Annotated in this window: 16 protein-coding genes; 11 read left to right on the top strand and 5 right to left on the bottom strand. The window is 54.0% G+C overall.

The genetic code is table 11. The annotated features are described in order from the left end of the window. Positions 1-116 precede the first annotated feature (116 nt). From VGJ94_02765 to VGJ94_02735, 7 genes are all read left to right on the top strand, one after another. Positions 117-917: a hypothetical protein gene (locus tag VGJ94_02765; GenBank protein HEY3275516.1), complete on the top strand. Its 801-nt coding sequence runs from the start codon at positions 117-119 to the stop codon at positions 915-917. 75 nt (positions 918-992) lie between these two features. Further along, positions 993-1,682, top strand: a complete 690-nt coding sequence (locus VGJ94_02760; GenBank protein ID HEY3275515.1) for a hypothetical protein — start codon at positions 993-995, stop codon at positions 1,680-1,682. Then, entirely contained in the window at positions 1,679-2,047 is a 369-nt protein-coding gene (locus VGJ94_02755; GenBank protein ID HEY3275514.1) for a cupin domain-containing protein, read from the top strand. The genes VGJ94_02760 and VGJ94_02755 overlap by 4 nt, the downstream gene beginning before the upstream one ends. Positions 2,048-2,201: 154 nt before the next feature. Continuing rightward, entirely contained in the window at positions 2,202-3,338 is a 1,137-nt protein-coding gene (locus tag VGJ94_02750) for an aldo/keto reductase (GenBank protein ID HEY3275513.1), read from the top strand. 13 nt (positions 3,339-3,351) lie between these two features. After that, positions 3,352-4,302: a DUF6599 family protein gene (locus VGJ94_02745; GenBank protein HEY3275512.1), complete on the top strand. Its 951-nt coding sequence runs from the start codon at positions 3,352-3,354 to the stop codon at positions 4,300-4,302. 622 nt (positions 4,303-4,924) lie between these two features. Continuing rightward, positions 4,925-5,404, top strand: a complete 480-nt coding sequence (locus VGJ94_02740) for a nucleoside 2-deoxyribosyltransferase (protein ID HEY3275511.1) — start codon at positions 4,925-4,927, stop codon at positions 5,402-5,404. Between the two features lie 8 nt (positions 5,405-5,412). Then, positions 5,413-6,294, top strand: coding sequence for a carcinine hydrolase/isopenicillin-N N-acyltransferase family protein (locus VGJ94_02735; GenBank protein HEY3275510.1), 882 nt, complete (start codon positions 5,413-5,415; stop codon positions 6,292-6,294). Here VGJ94_02735 and VGJ94_02730 read toward each other — a convergent pair. After that, positions 6,219-7,268, bottom strand: a complete 1,050-nt coding sequence (locus VGJ94_02730) for a L,D-transpeptidase family protein (GenBank protein HEY3275509.1) — start codon at positions 7,266-7,268, stop codon at positions 6,219-6,221. The two genes, VGJ94_02735 and VGJ94_02730, sit on opposite strands and share 76 nt — an antisense overlap. Before the next feature lie 406 nt (positions 7,269-7,674). Here VGJ94_02730 and VGJ94_02725 point away from each other — a divergent pair, with 406 nt between their 5' ends. Beyond that, positions 7,675-8,112 carry an Rrf2 family transcriptional regulator gene (locus tag VGJ94_02725; protein ID HEY3275508.1) on the top strand — a complete coding sequence of 146 codons (438 nt, stop codon included), beginning with the start codon at positions 7,675-7,677 and terminating at the stop codon, positions 8,110-8,112. Between the two features lie 68 nt (positions 8,113-8,180). On the opposite strand, the gene VGJ94_02720 is transcribed toward VGJ94_02725, so the two are convergent. After that, positions 8,181-8,636, bottom strand: coding sequence for a universal stress protein (locus tag VGJ94_02720; protein ID HEY3275507.1), 456 nt, complete (start codon positions 8,634-8,636; stop codon positions 8,181-8,183). Between the two features lie 338 nt (positions 8,637-8,974). Between VGJ94_02720 and rpoD the strand changes: the two genes are divergently transcribed. Beyond that, positions 8,975-10,486, top strand: a complete 1,512-nt coding sequence (gene rpoD / locus VGJ94_02715; GenBank protein ID HEY3275506.1) for an RNA polymerase sigma factor RpoD — start codon at positions 8,975-8,977, stop codon at positions 10,484-10,486. A 546-nt stretch (positions 10,487-11,032) separates the two neighbouring features. Continuing rightward, positions 11,033-12,547 (top strand): ATP-binding protein, encoded by a 1,515-nt coding sequence (locus VGJ94_02710; protein HEY3275505.1) that lies wholly within the window; start codon positions 11,033-11,035, stop codon positions 12,545-12,547. Between the two features lie 506 nt (positions 12,548-13,053). On the opposite strand, the gene VGJ94_02705 is transcribed toward VGJ94_02710, so the two are convergent. Together VGJ94_02705 and VGJ94_02700 are read right to left on the bottom strand one after the other, a co-directional pair. Beyond that, positions 13,054-13,773, bottom strand: coding sequence for a hypothetical protein (locus VGJ94_02705; protein HEY3275504.1), 720 nt, complete (start codon positions 13,771-13,773; stop codon positions 13,054-13,056). Between the two features lie 306 nt (positions 13,774-14,079). Next, complete coding sequence (locus VGJ94_02700; protein ID HEY3275503.1) at positions 14,080-14,514, bottom strand: choice-of-anchor D domain-containing protein; 435 nt, start codon at positions 14,512-14,514, stop codon at positions 14,080-14,082. Here VGJ94_02700 and VGJ94_02695 point away from each other — a divergent pair. Beyond that, positions 14,444-14,881: a hypothetical protein gene (locus VGJ94_02695; GenBank protein HEY3275502.1), complete on the top strand. Its 438-nt coding sequence runs from the start codon at positions 14,444-14,446 to the stop codon at positions 14,879-14,881. The two genes, VGJ94_02700 and VGJ94_02695, sit on opposite strands and share 71 nt — an antisense overlap. Positions 14,882-15,698: 817 nt before the next feature. Here VGJ94_02695 and VGJ94_02690 read toward each other — a convergent pair. Further along, a complete protein-coding gene (locus VGJ94_02690) occupies positions 15,699-16,193 on the bottom strand; it encodes a nuclear transport factor 2 family protein (GenBank protein ID HEY3275501.1) in 495 nt (164 codons plus the stop codon). Positions 16,194-16,369: the final 176 nt, after the last annotated feature.

Genomic DNA, 16,369 nt, shown 5'->3' with positions numbered 1-16,369 from the left:
CGTTTTTTATAAATCCTTTTCTTTTTCGAATCTTGTAATTCTTGACCAAAAGGCACGGAAATTGCTAGAGTATTCTTGAGGCGGGGCCTTATAAAGACCTTCCCGGGGGTTCGGATATGAAAAGATATACTTACATCGTATTAGCCTTGGCGCTGACCATGCTCATGGTCCTGCCGTCATTCACTTATGCCCGCGCGGGTGGTGGACACAGCGGGGGAAGCGGTGGAGGTCACGGCGGTGGAGGTCACGGCGGTGGTGGAGCGAGAGTCGGAGGCGGCTACACCGGTGGACACAGCGGTGGAGGTCATGGCGGGTATTCGACAGGCCGTCCCGGTTATGGCGGCTATCGCCCCTATAGCTCCGGCTACAGAGGTCCCCATGCAGGCTATTATCCGGGAAATCCCGGGTATCGACCGGGTTATCCGGGGTATAGACCTGGGTACAGGCCCGGCTATCCGGGGTACAGGCCGGGTTATCCCGGGTATCAACCGGGTTATCCCGGAAGGCCCTATTATGGGTACCGCCCCTACTGGCGCTCCTGGAATTATTACGGCTACTATCCCCGTTGGCCTTATTACTCGTCCTGGCCCTTCTACCCCTGGTGGGGAAGCCCATTCTGGTGGGGCCCCGCGTATTACCCCTATTCACTGCCTTATGGATATTATGGCGGTTGGGGTGTCTATGCGGGCGCGTCGACCATGTACGTACCCGATCCTGGGGATTCGTCCCCGCCGCTGGCCTACCCGGACCCGGCGCTCACGTCCGATTCCACCCCATCAGCGCCCCAGGACGAGACTGTCGACAACTCAGGCCGACAGGAAGAGCCCCCTCCCGGACAGTGGGTTACGCTCCCGGGCCAATGGGTGGGAGGAACATGGGTGCCTTCCCATAAGGCATGGGTACCCCTTAATCAGTAGCGGTCTTCTTTCGAATATAAGCATAAGCCGGATCGGGTTGTCTCCAGTCCGGCTTATGCTTATATTCGGATTCAGATGGAACGATTTCGCCTCCTGGCCGCCTTCGGCCTCCTCTCCCTTGCCCTCTCGGGATGCGCTGCGGGAAGATACGAATACCGTGTCGCCGTCATCTCCACCGTCTACTACAGTTCGTCCGGAAACGTAAGGTATGTGCTCCTGCCCTGCAATAAGGATATGGACCATAGTCTGCCCCGATTTGAAGATTTCGCGCCGGTTCTCGCGGATGCCCTCGAAGATATCGGTTTTTATGAAGCCGAGAGCATCGATACCGCCGATATGGTGCTCCTCGCTGCCTGGGGCCTCGGCTCAGGCCCGCCTTCCTGCGAACCCCGTCTCGCGGCTGCGGGTCCGGATCAAAAGGCATTGATACCGGTGCAGTATGACGTGCCTTCTTCGCAGCCAATCACTGCCGTCGCCTCCAGGGGCTCTTTCCCTCCGGCTCGCGGGGTGCCGGCTACTCCCTCCCGGCGCTTTCTCGTGCTCATGGCGGTGAGCCGGGAACCTTTTCAGATGCGCAGCGAGATCGTCCCCCTTTGGAAGACCTTCGCCTCGAGCACAGGCTATATCACCGATCTGGGGATAATCCTCCCTGTCCTGCTCGAAGCGTGCAAACCTTATATAGGCACAGCGATGGAGACTCAGATAACTCTCCCCGCGGGCGGGGAGGTGGAAGAGGCCGGAGGCCTTAAGGAGGGTACCCCATGAATGAGAAATTTGAGAAGGCGGAGCGGAAGAATTTCGGGCAGACGGACCAGATAAGGTCCTTTCCGAAGGGCAAAGTCGAACTCCTTACCATAGGAGGGGTGACCGTCGGCCGCGCCACCCTGGAGCCGGGGTGGAGATGGTCGACGTCGGTGAAACCCATAGCCGGCACGGCGAGCTGTGAGGCGCCCCATTTCCAGTACCATGTTTCCGGTATCCTTAAGGTGCGTATGGATGACGGCACGGAGTTCGAGTGCGGACCAGGAGACGTATCCGTCCTGCCCCTGGGCCACGACGCGTGGGTCGTAGGCGACAAGCCGGTGGTAATCGTTGACTTCCAGGGCATGGCCGATTACGCGAAACCCTGAAGGTCCCCCGGCACATGGCGATTCGCCTTTTGCCGGCCGGGACTGAGATGGACGACGGGGGCCCTTCTATTATTGAATACCCCTTTGCACCATAATAGGATAATGTATAGTCATCCATATTAAGACCAACAAAGTGTGCAGCGAGGAGGCATTTATGAAACGACGCGACTTTTTGAAAATAGGTATTGTGGGCGCCGCTTCCGCCGCAGCCGGACTGACAGGCCTTCGCGGCGCATCGGGGGCCGAGGGGGCCGGTCCGGTGTACCGCATCCTGGGCAGGACCGGACTGAAAGTGACGGTAGTGAGCTTCGGGGCCATGCTCACCCCGGAGCACGAGGTGATGGAAGCCGCCTTCGACCTCGGCATCAATTACGTGGATACCGCCCGCCGCTATATGAACGGCAGAAACGAGGAGATCGTGGGCCGGGCACTCAAGGGCCGCAGGGACAAGGTCTTTGTCGCCACTAAAACCCAACCCGGCTCCATTTCAAGAAAAGATATCATCACCGACGTGGAGACGAGCCTTTCCAAGCTGAAGACCGACCGTATCGATGTGATCCAGCTCCATAACCTCACGGGCAAGGACAAGACGAGGATCATGGAGCCCGAAACGCGGGCCGCCCTACTCGAATTGAGGAAGGAGGGAAAGGTGAGGTTTTTCGGCGTCACGACCCACACGGACCAGGCGGAGGTCCTGGACGCGCTTCTCGCCGACCCTGAAAGGCTCTTCGACACCGCCCTTGTAGGATACAACTTTAAGAGCGCTCCTGCAGTAAAAGAGGCGATCGCCCGCGCCGCAAAGGCAGGCGTAGGCATTACGGCCATGAAGACCCAGGCGGGTGGGTATAAGACCGAGGCCCTCGGCAAGATGAGCCCTCACCAGGCCGCCCTGAAATGGGCCCTCATGGATCAGAATGTGACCCACGCAATACCGGGAATGAAGGATATGAGCATGCTTCAGGAAGACATGTCGGTCATGGGCATGAGATTCACCGCCCGTGACGCGAGGGTACTGGACCGATATGCGGAGGCCGTCAAAGGCGTCTATTGTCATCTCTGCGCAATCTGCGAGCCTACCTGTCCGAAGAAGGTGGCCATAAGCATCATTAACCGGAGCCTTCTATACGCCGAGAGTTACGGCGCTCTTGACCTTGCCCGTTCCACCTACGCTGAGATCGGGACGGCATCGTCGGCCTCCGCCTGCGGAGCCTGCGAGGTATGCGTCGCTCAATGCGCCCACGGCCTGGACATCGGCCTCAAGATGAAAAGGGCAAAGTCTCTCTTTGCATAAGAAGGAGGCGGACATGGGTACCCGGACCACTCGTCGCGCACGGACCTGCACCCTGGCATGCGTGATCGGTGCGCTCATATTTTTTTCCCTCCTCTCCGACGGCGCCACCCGCGCTTATGGGGCCGCCACTAATGTGCCCGCCATAGAGCAGCTCCTGCCCGCTTCCGGCTTCGCAAAGGGGTGGGTAAGGGAAGGCAAGGTAGAGCTTTTTACGAAAGAGAACCTCTATGAGCACATTAACGGCGAGGCAGAGCTCTATATGCCCTACGGGTTCGAAGCCCTCGCATATGCAGTATACGGGAAGTCGGGCACAAAAGAAGCGCTCGCCGTCGACCTGTACCGGATGGGCTCCGCGATCGATGCCTTCGGCATTTATTCAAATTACCGGAGCCCTGACGCCGAGACCGTAAAGGCAGGCGCGGAAGGCTTTTTTGACGGCAGTCAACTCATGTTCTACCAGGACAGCCACTTTGCCCGCATATCGGCCTCCGGAGAAGGCACACCCGATAAAGCAGCCTTCATGGCATGCGCTGCCGCCATCGGAAAAGAGCTGCCTTCGCCTGCAAGGCCGCCCAAAGAGATCGGCCTCCTCAACATCCCCCAGGTAGTCCTCAAAACAGAGAAATACATTGCCGAAAGCCTTCTCGGCTATGCCTTCTTCAAAAAAGGCCTCACCGCGGAAGCGACCCTGGATAATAAGACCGTAAAGGTCTTCGTAGTCCTGGGCGATTCCCCCGAAGCAGCCCGCCAGACCCTGGACCTCTACATAAACAGCTTAAGGGCCGCGAAGGTAGAGCCCAGAAATATCGAAAAGAAAGGCACCTTCACCCTCGCCGCCAAAGACCCCTTATACAGGGGCCTGGTAATCCGCCAGTCCGGCCCCTACCTTTTCGGAGTAACCAACTTGGAAAACCCGGAAAAGGGGATTCCATTATTGGACGAACTGGAGAAGAAAGGGAAATAGAGGAGCGGGCGTTCGGCCACCAACTGCATGACAAGATTGTTTGGGAACCACGGGGACGGGAGGGCTCTATATTCCCTGCTTCGGCTGCGCCCGTTACCCACTAAAAGACGGCTCGTCCGGCACTCAGCCACCCAACTCGTCGTGCCTCCTCAAACATGGGTGGCTGTCCTTCGGAACGTTTCTCCTCACCGAGTGGGTAAACCCAACGGTGCTCGCAAGGCGCAGGGAATATAGAGCCCTCCCGTCCCCGTGAAGCGCAATCGATAAGTTAGCAGGGAAGAAAAACCAGAGACCTAATACATGATGTTATAAGAAGATGCACACCAGCAAGCCCCAGTCATAGCCGTGAATCCTCCAAAAGAGCGAAAAAAAGTATCCTCGTCCCGGTGAGATCAAGCGCAAGTCACCGCGACCATAATAATCCCAGCTTTCCCGCGTGATGTAGCCCGCACCGCGGGCGAGACCAACAGTAGGCGCCTTAAGCGGGGGGAGGCTCGGTCGGCTTTTGCCGACCGAGGGGGCGACGTGAGCCCCAATAGATTGTGCGACCTGAGCCCCAATCAATTGTGCGACGTGAGCCCCGTCAATAGCAGCAACTTCCATTTTATTGTATAATGTATAGATGCGCGTCTATTTCGCCCACCCCTGCTTTACCCCCGAACAGGAATCTTTCAAGATCGAGTTCCTCGCGAAGCTTCGGGAAGCCCTTATGGCGCGGAGTGGTGAGGGGGATATTTCCGTGATGGACCCCTTTGACCATAGCCCGAACGTGGAGCACGATCCGGAGGCCAAAGTTGCGATGAGCGAGACTATAAAGGACTCCTGCATCGGCCTCCTGGAGGAATGCGATGTGGTGATGGCCCTGGTTGACGATGATGATACGGGGACCGCGTTTGAGGCGGGTTATGCCCACTGTATGAATATGCCTGTGATTCTCATTTCGGCCGGTTCCTGCGATTTGGCCAATGCCATGCTCCTGGGGGCCGCGAAGGAGCGTTTCGATCATGTGCTTGAGGCCGGGAGGATGGAAATGCTCGTACGCACCCTTGAATGGCTTTCTTTGTCGAAAGACCGGCTGCCTCCTTCGCCGGCAAATAATTGAGGCCGGTGATGGGCTCTCCCGCTCGGACCTGCGGTTCCCTCGCATTGGCTGCCTCGATTCTTCTTGCCCTTATGCCCCGTCCTTCCCTGGGCTGCACCATCTGGGCGGCGACGGGCACAAAAGTGAACGGCAAGGGAGGGACGGTCGTGGCGAAAAACCGGGATAACTCCATGGGTCTTGTTACCGAATTCCGGGCGGTCTGCCGGGAAAAGGGTCTTGCCTTTGCCGCTCTTTTCGATCCTGAACGGGATGGATATGTGGTGGCGGGTATCAACGAAAAAGGGCTCACGGTGGTAAACGCATCTGCGGCAAGCCTTCCCGACGAGAAGAGGCTGGTCGCAAAAGAGGACCTTACGGAGAGGCTCCTTACCTCTTTTGCGACCGTGGATGCCCTGGTCGCCGAGGGGACGCTCTTTGCGACAAGTCACCCCGCCTTTTACCTGGTAGCCGATTCCACCAAGGCCGCTCTCATCGAGGTGGCGCCGGGAGGAAAAACTTCGATCAAGGTCACCGCGAACGGCGTGCTCACCCATGCGAACCATTATACGGACGAGAGTCTGAAGAAGGCGAACGAGCGGCCCACGAGAAAAAGCAGGGACCGGCTCAAACGGATCAACCGGCTTCTGGCGAACGGCTCCGCTTCTTTTGACCTCGACGGATTCATCTCCCTGAGCGAAGACAGAAGCGCGGGAAGGATCGGTGCGATCCGTCAGGAATGCGGGCCTGCGAGAAAAGTATGCACCCTTGCCACATGGGTCGTTTCTTTGCCGAAAGTCGGCCCTCCCGAGCTTTATATCAATATATTGAAATCCGATTATACTGCGGAAAAGAAGAAGCTCACCCTTGATAGCGGTTTCTGGATGAGAATACCTCGACCCCCCGGCCCCTGAACGCCGGAAGGACCCGCTTTTTTCGATCCCGGGGTGAAAAGGTCGAAGACCTTCTGAAGAAATTCCTTTTTCGGCACGTCCTGGCCGGCCTCGGCGACCCTGGAACCGGTTGATACGTTATGAGCGACGCCTGATTTTTCCTTAATTACCTGCTCCACCCGGTCTTTATCGACCGTTCCGGCGAGTCCTTTCTCCTCTATGCGCTTCCATGCGTGGTCCCGCATGGAGACCACTTTCCTGTAGGTATCCGTCCTCACTTCAAGGTAGGTCTTGCCGTCATCACCCACCGCGACCTTCACCGGTTCGTAGATAAGCTCCCCTTTGGCGCCTTTTTGAATCTCAGGAAAGAGTTTTTCCATACTCTCCGGCAGCATCCTTATGCACCCATGGCTCTGGTAGCGGTAGACGCTCGTGGGCCTGATGGTCTCGTGAATAAGAACGCCGGGTATGGAGGTAATTATGGCATACCTGCCCAGAGGGTTTTTCGGTCCAGGCGGGACGGCCTCCTCAACGGTTTTGCCGTTGAAGGCCATCTCCATCTGGATCGACTCGGGGACATACCATATAGGGTTTTTCCGTTTGCCGACGATCGTGAATTTGCCGATGGGGGTGCGCCAGTCGCCGAAATCGTTTTCAAGGGGAAGGCCCAGGCCCACGGGGAAAGTAGAGAGCTGTCCCTTCTTAAAGAGGTAAAGGGTCCTGTCCGCGATATTGATGATTATCCCGTCTTCCACCACACGGGGCACAATCTTCCGCGTAGTGACCTTGATCTGCTGGCCGGGAGAAACTTTTGCCTCGGGGTCGAGACCGTTCTCCCTTGCGATATTCTTCCAGAACACCCCGAGCCGGGCGCCGATGAGTTCAAGGCGCTCTCCTTTCTGAACCGTGTAGCGGGTTTCACCGCCGACAATGAGATCGGCCCCCGAAACGACGGTAGCAAAGAACAGTAAGGGCAAGTAGAGAAGGATTCTCATAGAGACCGCATTTCATGTTAATACGAATCGGGTCGATTTTTCAAGAGAAGTTGCAGTATGGGAATAAAATAACTGTTTTTGTACTTGACAGATTATGTTATAAACCTAAAGCAGGCTGATCCATGACCTCTCAGGAGAGAATCTTTGGCGCCTGCACCCGTTCATTCAGCAGATATCTATCGGGGCATAGAGGATCCCCCAAATCCGGCCCGACGAGGGAGAGCGAAAGGTCGGACCCGTGATCGCGAAAACTGCGGGGGGAATAGGCGGGATAAATGCGCCCCTTGAGAAACAGGCAGATACGCGGCTTCCGAGTCAGGGATAGTTCCGGGAAGGGATGTTTCTTCCTTCCATGGATACCGGCGCGGTCGCAGGTGAGTAAAATTCTATAGAAAAGGGGCGTAACGTGAAAATTTCCACGCAAATCCGGTACGGACTGAGGTCTCTCTGTGACATTGCCTATAATTCGGCAGGCAGCCCCGCCCAGGTGCGATGCATTTCGGAGCGCCAGGGCATTTCCCCACGATATATCGAGCAGATTTTTCAGAAGCTCAAAAAAGCCGGCATCATCAAAAGTGTACGGGGCCCTACGGGGGGTTACTATCTCTCAAGGCGGCCCGAGGAGATCACGATAGGCGACGTGGTGCGGGCGGTGGACGGAAAGAATATCCAGCTCGTCTTCTGCTCCGGTGAAAAACGAGGACCAAAAGCGTGCGACCGGTATGGGAAATGTGTGGTATCGGACGTCTGGAGCGAAGCCTCCCACCGGCTGATGGACTACTTCGACTCCGTCACCATCAACAACATATGCGAGGAGGCGCGTGAACGGGGAATTCCCGTATAACGCGGAGAGGTCCGCTGTGAACGGGCAGGCACCCGGCATGCTGAAGGTTTTGAGGATTAATTAAGATTCTAAAGCATGGCAAATTTTCTGTCCCTCGGTCTCACGGTGAGCACGGGGCAGGGGGCTTTCCGCACAACCTTTTCCGCCACACTGCCTATAAGTATATGCTCTATACCGCTTCGGCCATGGGTTCCCATTACCACGAGATCGATGCCCGCTTCTTTCACATATTCGATAATCTCCACAAATGTTACCCCGGTCCGCGTCACCTTCTTCACCGGGATCGTAAGCTTTTCCGTGAGGGTGCCGAAATCCCTCTCCACTTCGCTTTCAATATTGCGCTCAATGGAAACCATATTCTCAGGCGTAAGGAAGGACTCATAGGGCGTAAAATAGTTGAGGTTCGGAATTACGTGGATCATGTGGAGCTCCGAGTTAAAACGGCCGGCGATGGCCACGGCATATTCGAGAATCTCTTCCGCATAGGGGGAAAAATCCACGGGATATAGAATTTTCGTAAACATGGGGAACCTCCTTTTTTCGTGACTTTGGTTTCTTATATATGTTATTGTCGTGGTAGTCAATCTTATTCGGGTTCTTATTCTTAGATCCTCAGGTCCGCAGTCCTGTTTTCAGGTCGGAGCGGGTAAGGGGAAGTGTTGACTTCGAACCGGAAATCTGTTATAAGGTAATAAGCATATGAGTCTCTCACACCGACCGCGGCGGGTATCTCCGATCACGCAGGTCATTGACGACTTAGAAAATAGTACCTATATTCATTCACGTTTTTCGGAAAGAGAAGTCCGAAAAGAGCCTTTTTTGCGTTTTTGGCAGAGGCTTTTTTAACATTTGGAGATAAGAGATGAGTATAAAAAATTATACAGAAATCAAACATCTTGTGGATATGGGTATGGAAAAGGGATACCTTACCCCCGACGAAATTAACGACTATCTTCCTCAGAATATATTTTCTCCCGAGGACATAGAAGACATATTCGATTTCCTTTCCGAATCCAACATAGATATCGTAGAGACCATAAAAGAGAAGATCGAGACCCCTGAAGAGCCCCAGGAATGGGGAGAGATCGAGAGGTTCCCTTCCGAGCGGACCGACAACATCATCTGGGCATATCTCAAGGATATCGGCCGCGTTTCTCTGCTCACCTCCGAGGAAGAGTACCTGATCGCAAAGAAGATCGAGGAAGGGGAGAAAAAGGTAAGAAATCTCCTATTCGGGCTTCCCCAGGCCATCCACGAGCTTCAGGAGCTTGCGTCGCTCATCAAGAAGGACGGCGTGGCCATCGTGGATGTGATCAAGAATATCGATGAGATGAATTATACGAAAAAGGACGAGGAGAAGTATAAGAAAAGGACCCTTTTCCTGATCAATACCATAAAGACGAGCTTCGACAAGAAAAGGGAGTTTATGGGCCAAGCCCCCGGTACGGACGAGCTGGCGAAAAAGCAGAACGAAAAGAAGGTGAAAGCCCTCGATGCAAAAATCGAAGAATCCCTTGCGAACCTCAACCTGAACAAGAAGGTCCTCGAAGAAATCGTGCGCAAGACGGCGAGACACCTGAAGACCCTGGACGAGCATGAAGGAGTGGCGATTAGAAAGACTTTCGGCCAGATAAGCGATATAGAAAACGGCCTGAAGGTGGTGAAAAACAGGCTGATCCAGGCAAACCTGAGACTGGTCATCAATATCGCCAAAAAGTACCTGAACAGGGGCCTTTCCTTCCTCGATCTCATTCAGGAAGGCAACATGGGTCTCATGAAGGCAGCGGAGAAATACGATTACCAGAAAGGCTACAAGTTCTCCACCTACTCCACATGGTGGATCCGGCAGGCCATCACGAGGGCCATCGCAGACTACGCCCGCACGATCAGGGTGCCCGTCCACGTCCTCGAAACCATGAACAAGATTACCAAGGTGACCATCTCCCTCTTCCAGGAGCTGGGAAGGGAGCCGAACCTCGAAGAGATCTCCGGCAAGGCAGGCCTGCCCTTGGAAAAAGTACGCAAGATCATGAAGGTCTCGAACGAGCCGATCTCCATAGAGACCCCCATAGGCGACGACGAGTCGAAGCTGGGAGACTTCATCGCCGACCCGAAATCCCCGTCGCCCTTTACCGAGCTGGTAGGCATCTCTCTTAAGGAAGAGATCTACAAGGTCCTTTCGACCCTCACCCCGAGAGAGGAAAAGGTGATAAGGATGAGACTCGGCATAGGCGAAAAGACGGATTACACCCTGGAAGAGGTGGGAGAAGTCTTCGGCCTCACAAGAGAGAGAATCCGGCAGATCGAGGCAAAAGCCCTAAGAAAGTTGAAACATCCATCAAGAAGAAAGAGACTGGAAAGCTTCCTGGAATAGAATACCCCGCGCCCCAAAGGGCGCGACAATACAGCTTAATAAAGGCCTGAGACCGGTGACGGTTTCGGGCCTTTTGTTTTGTAATCATCCTAAGGCATCCCGCAGCAGGGGAAGAGCCATGGCAGCCATATACCCCTAAAAAATGCTGAAGCGGGGTGAGTATGTCGGGAACGGGATGGTCTGGCTGCGGGGATTATTCCTTCCGCTCCGGCTGCTCCGGGTCTGGACCCAAGACGCTCCCGGTCTCCTCGCGCTCAGTGCGAAGTTTGTTTTTGAGGTAAGGAATAGTGGTCGTCCGAAAACCAGTTGGTTTGGAGGGGTCTCATCCAACTATCCGGCGCGCGTGCCGGCTACGCCGTCACCGGAACCCTGCAATTGCGGGAGGAAATCAAGTATGATCGCCATGATGGGCATCTTATGTCTCAAAGGTCAACATTTCCAGAGCGTCCCCCTACTCCCTACTTCTCTCGCATTGCACGATGTTTCAACTTGAAAACCAGCAGGGATTGAAGCATAATAGACTCACACAGAACAGGAGGGATGGGCATGATACACGGAAGCTCGAGTCTTACCGTCACGAGTGAACTATCATATTTGCCTGCAATCCAGGCTTTCGCAAGAGAGTTCGCAAGGGAAACAGGATTCGGCAGCAATGATCAGGAAATGATCGTTCTGGCCCTCGAGGAGGCTGTTACAAATGTAATCGAGCATGCTTTCGAGTCGACAGAGCAATCATTTCAGATTATCTTCGAGCCGTCGGCAGGGGGTATGGAGATCATAGTTAAAGACATGGGCTTGCCTTACGATCTTAGCCGCCTCCCCGAATACGAAGCGCCCACGGACGTTGAGGAGATACTTTCGAAAGGCCTCGGATCTTTTATTATGGCGAAATGTGTTGACGAGGTGTTTCTCTGTAACCTGGGGAAGGGAGGGAAAGAACTGCACCTCATCAAACGCCTTCCGGCCAGGAGCGTCGTGGAGCTGGGCGAGTATCCGGAGCCTCCCCCGTCTCTGAAACCAATCGCCGACAAGGCTGTGCCTGACTTGTCCCTTTCAGTCGAGTTGAGGCTGATGAAGTCGTCCGAAGCACTGGAAGTATCCAGGCTCTTCTATCGGACATACGGATATTCATACCTGTCGGACGTGATGTACTACCCGGAAAGGCTTGCCGAGTATAATCAGGAAGGTCTCATCACATCGGTGGTCGCAGTATCTGAAGAAGGAGAAATTGTCGGACACCTGGCCATGACCAGGGAAAAACGTGACGATATCGTGGCTGAGACGGGAAAAGGTGCAGTGAAACCAAGCTTCAGAGGCAAAGATATCTTTACGGGAATGCAAAGACTTCTTAATGACACAGCCAAAAACATGGGTATCAGGGCTCTTTACGGGAGGTCGGTCACGGTCCACAGTGCGACCCAGAAAATGACGGAGAAAACCGGCTATAAAGACTGCGGCGTGGTTCTCGGTTACGCTCCGGCTGATATAGCGTTCAAGGGGATCCAGGAGCAACTCTCCCAGCGGGAGAGCCTGGTATATTGTTTTCAACCCGTCCTTGAGCTCCCGGTCACATCGGTGTTCCTCCCTTCCCATCACGAGCCCGTCTTGCGCCGGATATACTCGAATCTCGGCCTGACCAGGAATTTCCACACATCATCCAAAATAGTTCCCATGGCAGACCTGTCGGTGATGGAAGTAAAGGTGTATTCCGAAATAAATAGTGCGGAGATCGTGATTCGCCAACACGGCGAGGATGTCATAAGAGTCCTTCGAGACCACCTGAGAGACCTCTGTGCCAAAAGAATCGATCATTTTACTCTCTTCCTGGATTTGGGGGACCCGGCCACGATTCTCATGTGTGAAGAGATAGAAAAACTGGGATTCTTCATGGGCGGGATCATCCCTTGCCTTCACTTCGAAGACACGCTGATACTCCAATACCTGAATAACCTGATTATCGATCCTTCCAGGATAAAATTGCATTCCCCTATGGCAAAGGAAATAGTCGCGTACGTTAATGACCGCATCGGCGGGAAATCGGGGACAGCCATAGAGACTTAGAAAACACGTCGGTAGTTGACCAACGTGAATTACCCCCAGTCTCAGCCGAGCTTGTCACGCTCGTCAACTAGGTGTTTCCTTTATTCTTCTGTCGAACGAATTCTTTGTGCGGGGTATGATCATTACCGCCTGAAAACACCTTAACTCGCCCTGGCGGGTGGGCTTAAGGGGGCTGCTTCTGGAGCGACTGCGTAGGGGCTGGGGAAGCCTGCAGCGGAAGGTTCCGGTGACGGCAAGCCGGCACGCGCGTTCGGATAGGTGGATCAGGCCCGGCAGAACCAATCGGTTCGCGAACAACCCTCGTGCCACACGTTAATAATAAACTGCGCGCTGAGCGCGAGGGGCCTGGGAACGCCTTGGGTCCAGTCCCTTAAGCAGCCGGAGCTGAAGGAGTAGCCCCCTTAAGCCCAGCCGTCCTACCCCCAACAATCTCGCCCTTTCGCAAATCTAAAGGTTAGGCCGCAGTAGTGATGTGGTTATGGACCTCTCCATCCGCGACCCTAATCTTACCAGCTTCTACAATCGTCGCAATCGCACACATAGTAACCATTCTCTCCGTAGCCTGCATATGTCGTGTTGTCGTTGGGGCAGTGCCTGCAACTTGTGGGAACTTTGATCACCTGGATCTGGCTGCCGCCGCTCATCGTGCAACAGGTGCTGTCTCTATTGGGGCATGTGCGGTTGGCGCAATCACCTGGGCAGTTGAACGACGTTTCTCCGCTCTCGCATCTCCCGTTTCCACACACAGGCGTAGGCGCACAGGGGCTCCATGTGTAGTCGCTCCGGCACTCTCTGACGCCGCCGACGAGGCATGGCGCATAATGCATTGCGCCACCCGGAGTGCACTCATATTCGCCTGATGGTACCACGGGGAGTCCACCTCCCGGCTGGACCACACCGCCAGGTCGGTTTGGATCTGTGAGCGCAGCGAAGGCTACACCCACGAGAGTGCTGTTGTCATCCAGTTCTTTTCCATATACATCTAATATCTGCGAGCCCACACCCGAGAAGAGTGACACGCAGGACAACGCGTTTGCACCAAGGCATTCAGCGGCATCCATAGCCAGAAAACCAGCATCCATCCCTTGAATTCCAAGCCATGCTTCATCGCCCATCAGGAACGATGCCGTGGCCACGACTGCCCCGGCGCAGGGAAGGGCCATTGTCGCAAGAGAAGCCGGAATGGCGACCACGCAAAGACCGTCCGATATGAGCAACCCGGACAACTTGAGGAGCTCCGCCAGAGTTTGAGTGTCATTGCCGCATACCGGTAAACAGGTCATCGGCGCAACGTATGACGAAACTTCGCGATTGGCGTTATTTGCAGCGATGTTCGTGGCTACATTCACCCCCTTGAACACCTCAATGTAATTGGTGGGTGTGTAGATTTTTGCAATATTAACGGTTGTGCCATTCGCGCTCCAGTTGGAAAAGAGCAGGATGAAGTCGCCCATGACGGTCTTCGTCGGCCTGCCGTCTTCGCCAAGGTACACCACGGCGCTGTTGCCGGTATCATTATTCATATACAGTGCTCAGGTTATCCTTGTGGCGTTGCCCGACCCATCCCGGTCAACCATAGGGAGAAGCATCTCACCGGCCCTGCCGCCGACCATGAGAGCTCCGAACCGACCGCTCGTCAGTAATACGCCCCCCGCGTCCCTGGGGACCACTGCAGTAGTTCCCGAAAGCTTCACGTTTACGGTGAGCTTCGCAGGGTCGTTAGAGGTAATACTCACTATTGCGCTCTTATTGCCGGAGGGAGGTGTGGGCGCAAATGTTCCGCTGACGACGCATGAAGCACCTGCCGTAATGTTCGTGCAATTGTTTGTTTGGCTGAATTCGGAGGCGTTGGTCCCTGTGATGTCGATGCTTCCTATCACAAGATCGGAGGTGCCCGTGTTTTTCACCGTGATCGTCTTAAGTGAAGATGTGGCTCCAGGTCTTACACTACCGAAACTGAGGGACACAGGGGAGGCAGAAACCCTGGGAGGAGGAGCGCTACCCGAGACCTTCACATTTAAATTCGGCTTCACGGGGTCGTTAGAGATAATACTCACTACCGCACTCTTTTTTCCAAAGGGGGTTGTGGGCGCAAATGTTCCGCTGACGACGCATGAAGCACCTGCCGTAATCATTGTGCAATCGTTTGTTTGGCTGAATTCGGAGGCGTTGGTCCCTGTGATGTCAATGCTTCCTATCACAAGGTCCGAGGTGCCCGTGTTTTTCACCGTGATCGTTTTAACTGAAGATGTGGCGCCGGATTTTACATTCCCGAAGTTGAGAGAGGCGGGGGAGGCGGAAATCCTGGGGGAGGCGACCATTGAGAAACCATAACATTGATGAGCGAACACTGATAAAACCAGCACAACGAAAAGCGCAGGCAAGGTCAGATTGGTCCCATATTTATAAAATCCTCTGAATCCTCTGAATCTTTCAGAATGAGTGTATTTCTTTGTCATCTTATTCCTCTTCTCCTTAAGGCGGTCAAGTAGGTCGATCGAATTATTAAATTCTGAACATTCAAAAGAGCGGGAGAGAACTCTCTTCTCTTATCGGCTGGGCTTACTGCCGGGAGGTTTCTTGTCTCCCAATCGAAATCTATTATGCTCCATACTTTATGAAAGGTCAACCATGATGTGTTCGCTTATACTGTCGAATGTCACGAGAAATCAGGTATGCCGCACATCAATGCCGGAGCCACCAGTAAAACCGAGTGCTTTCATCTAAATTCGAGGCACTTTTCAATCATATAAGGGCATTACGACGGCATCATTATTTAAATGGGGTCTTTGCTCCCCTCTTTTCGTCTGTTTATAATAGGCAATTCATCCTCATAGTAGGGCAACGCTGCATATCTTTCGTTGGATAAACCGCCACTGGTTCGGGTTTTGGAGAAAGTTTTGAAACAACTTCACTCGCCCTGACGGGTGGGCTTAAGGGGGCTACTTCTGGAGCGACTTGCGTAGGGGCTGGGGGACCCTGCAGCGGAAGGCTCCGGTGACGGCGTTGCCGGCATGCGCGCGCCCCCATAGAAATATAGGATGGCAGAGGGACGCTCGTGCTTCGTCATTTCAATCGATATTGCGCGTCCGATTTCTAAATTTCCGTATATATGCAGAGGCCAAAATGAGGCATTTTCACTTAATAAATATCATTTGACTTGCTCGTCCGTCCACGATTCCTGAGAATGGACGATCTTCCAGCCCTCCGGTTCTTTTTTCCATATCATCGTGAAAACATGTTTGGATTTGGTATGCTTTCCACTTTTCAACGTCATCTCCGAATTCTCCCGGCTTGTCATAAGGGCTACGTTTGGGGCCAGTGGGGTAACTCGTACTTCGAGAGGCTCAACGTGCTGACGATCTCGCATTGCGAAATGTTTCGTGATCAGATCTACCCACGCACTTCGGGTAGCATAATAATCTGTGCCGGCCGTTGCTGATAGAAACTCGTCCTTGCTATAATACTTGGACCATGCATCCGCATTCGACTGATTTACTGCCGAGATCAGTTGATTGAACTGATCTTTGACTTCTTTCCTGACCGTTTCCTTTTCTCCCTCGGTGAAGGTCCGTTGTTGCGGTTGGCACGCACCAAGAAGAAAGGCCAGGAGGAGAACAAATGCAATCCGATACGACGATTTCATATAGGCTCCTTTCAACCCTTATCAGGGTCAATTTTGGTTGGCTGACTGGATTACCATATACCGTCGCCACACTTCTCCGGGTACCGAATCTATTGTGCGTTAGGGCGCAAAAGATTTCAAGGATAAAATTCCCGCCTATCCATTGAATGCCGCATCTGAAAGCGGGAATAGGCAAC

Source organism: Syntrophorhabdaceae bacterium (assembly GCA_036504895.1).
GTDB lineage: Bacteria > Desulfobacterota > Syntrophorhabdia > Syntrophorhabdales > Syntrophorhabdaceae > PNOM01.
The sequence above is the reverse complement of the archived record's forward strand: the minus strand, read 5'-3'. Positions and strand labels throughout refer to the sequence as shown.

What these genes read in the sequence shown, in the direction of transcription:
- VGJ94_02765 (HEY3275516.1), top strand. Translation starts at nt 117, where the DNA reads ATGAAAAGATATACTTACATCGTATTAGCCTTGGCGCTGACCATGCTC.
- VGJ94_02760 (HEY3275515.1), top strand. Translation starts at nt 993, where the DNA reads ATGGAACGATTTCGCCTCCTGGCCGCCTTCGGCCTCCTCTCCCTTGCC.
- VGJ94_02755 (HEY3275514.1), top strand. Translation starts at nt 1,679, where the DNA reads ATGAATGAGAAATTTGAGAAGGCGGAGCGGAAGAATTTCGGGCAGACG.
- VGJ94_02750 (HEY3275513.1), top strand. Translation starts at nt 2,202, where the DNA reads ATGAAACGACGCGACTTTTTGAAAATAGGTATTGTGGGCGCCGCTTCC.
- VGJ94_02745 (HEY3275512.1), top strand. Translation starts at nt 3,352, where the DNA reads ATGGGTACCCGGACCACTCGTCGCGCACGGACCTGCACCCTGGCATGC.
- VGJ94_02740 (HEY3275511.1), top strand. Translation starts at nt 4,925, where the DNA reads ATGCGCGTCTATTTCGCCCACCCCTGCTTTACCCCCGAACAGGAATCT.
- VGJ94_02735 (HEY3275510.1), top strand. Translation starts at nt 5,413, where the DNA reads ATGGGCTCTCCCGCTCGGACCTGCGGTTCCCTCGCATTGGCTGCCTCG.
- VGJ94_02730 (HEY3275509.1), bottom strand. Translation starts at nt 7,268, where the DNA reads ATGAGAATCCTTCTCTACTTGCCCTTACTGTTCTTTGCTACCGTCGTT.
- VGJ94_02720 (HEY3275507.1), bottom strand. Translation starts at nt 8,636, where the DNA reads ATGTTTACGAAAATTCTATATCCCGTGGATTTTTCCCCCTATGCGGAA.
- rpoD (HEY3275506.1), top strand. Translation starts at nt 8,975, where the DNA reads ATGAGTATAAAAAATTATACAGAAATCAAACATCTTGTGGATATGGGT.
- VGJ94_02710 (HEY3275505.1), top strand. Translation starts at nt 11,033, where the DNA reads ATGATACACGGAAGCTCGAGTCTTACCGTCACGAGTGAACTATCATAT.
- VGJ94_02690 (HEY3275501.1), bottom strand. Translation starts at nt 16,193, where the DNA reads ATGAAATCGTCGTATCGGATTGCATTTGTTCTCCTCCTGGCCTTTCTT.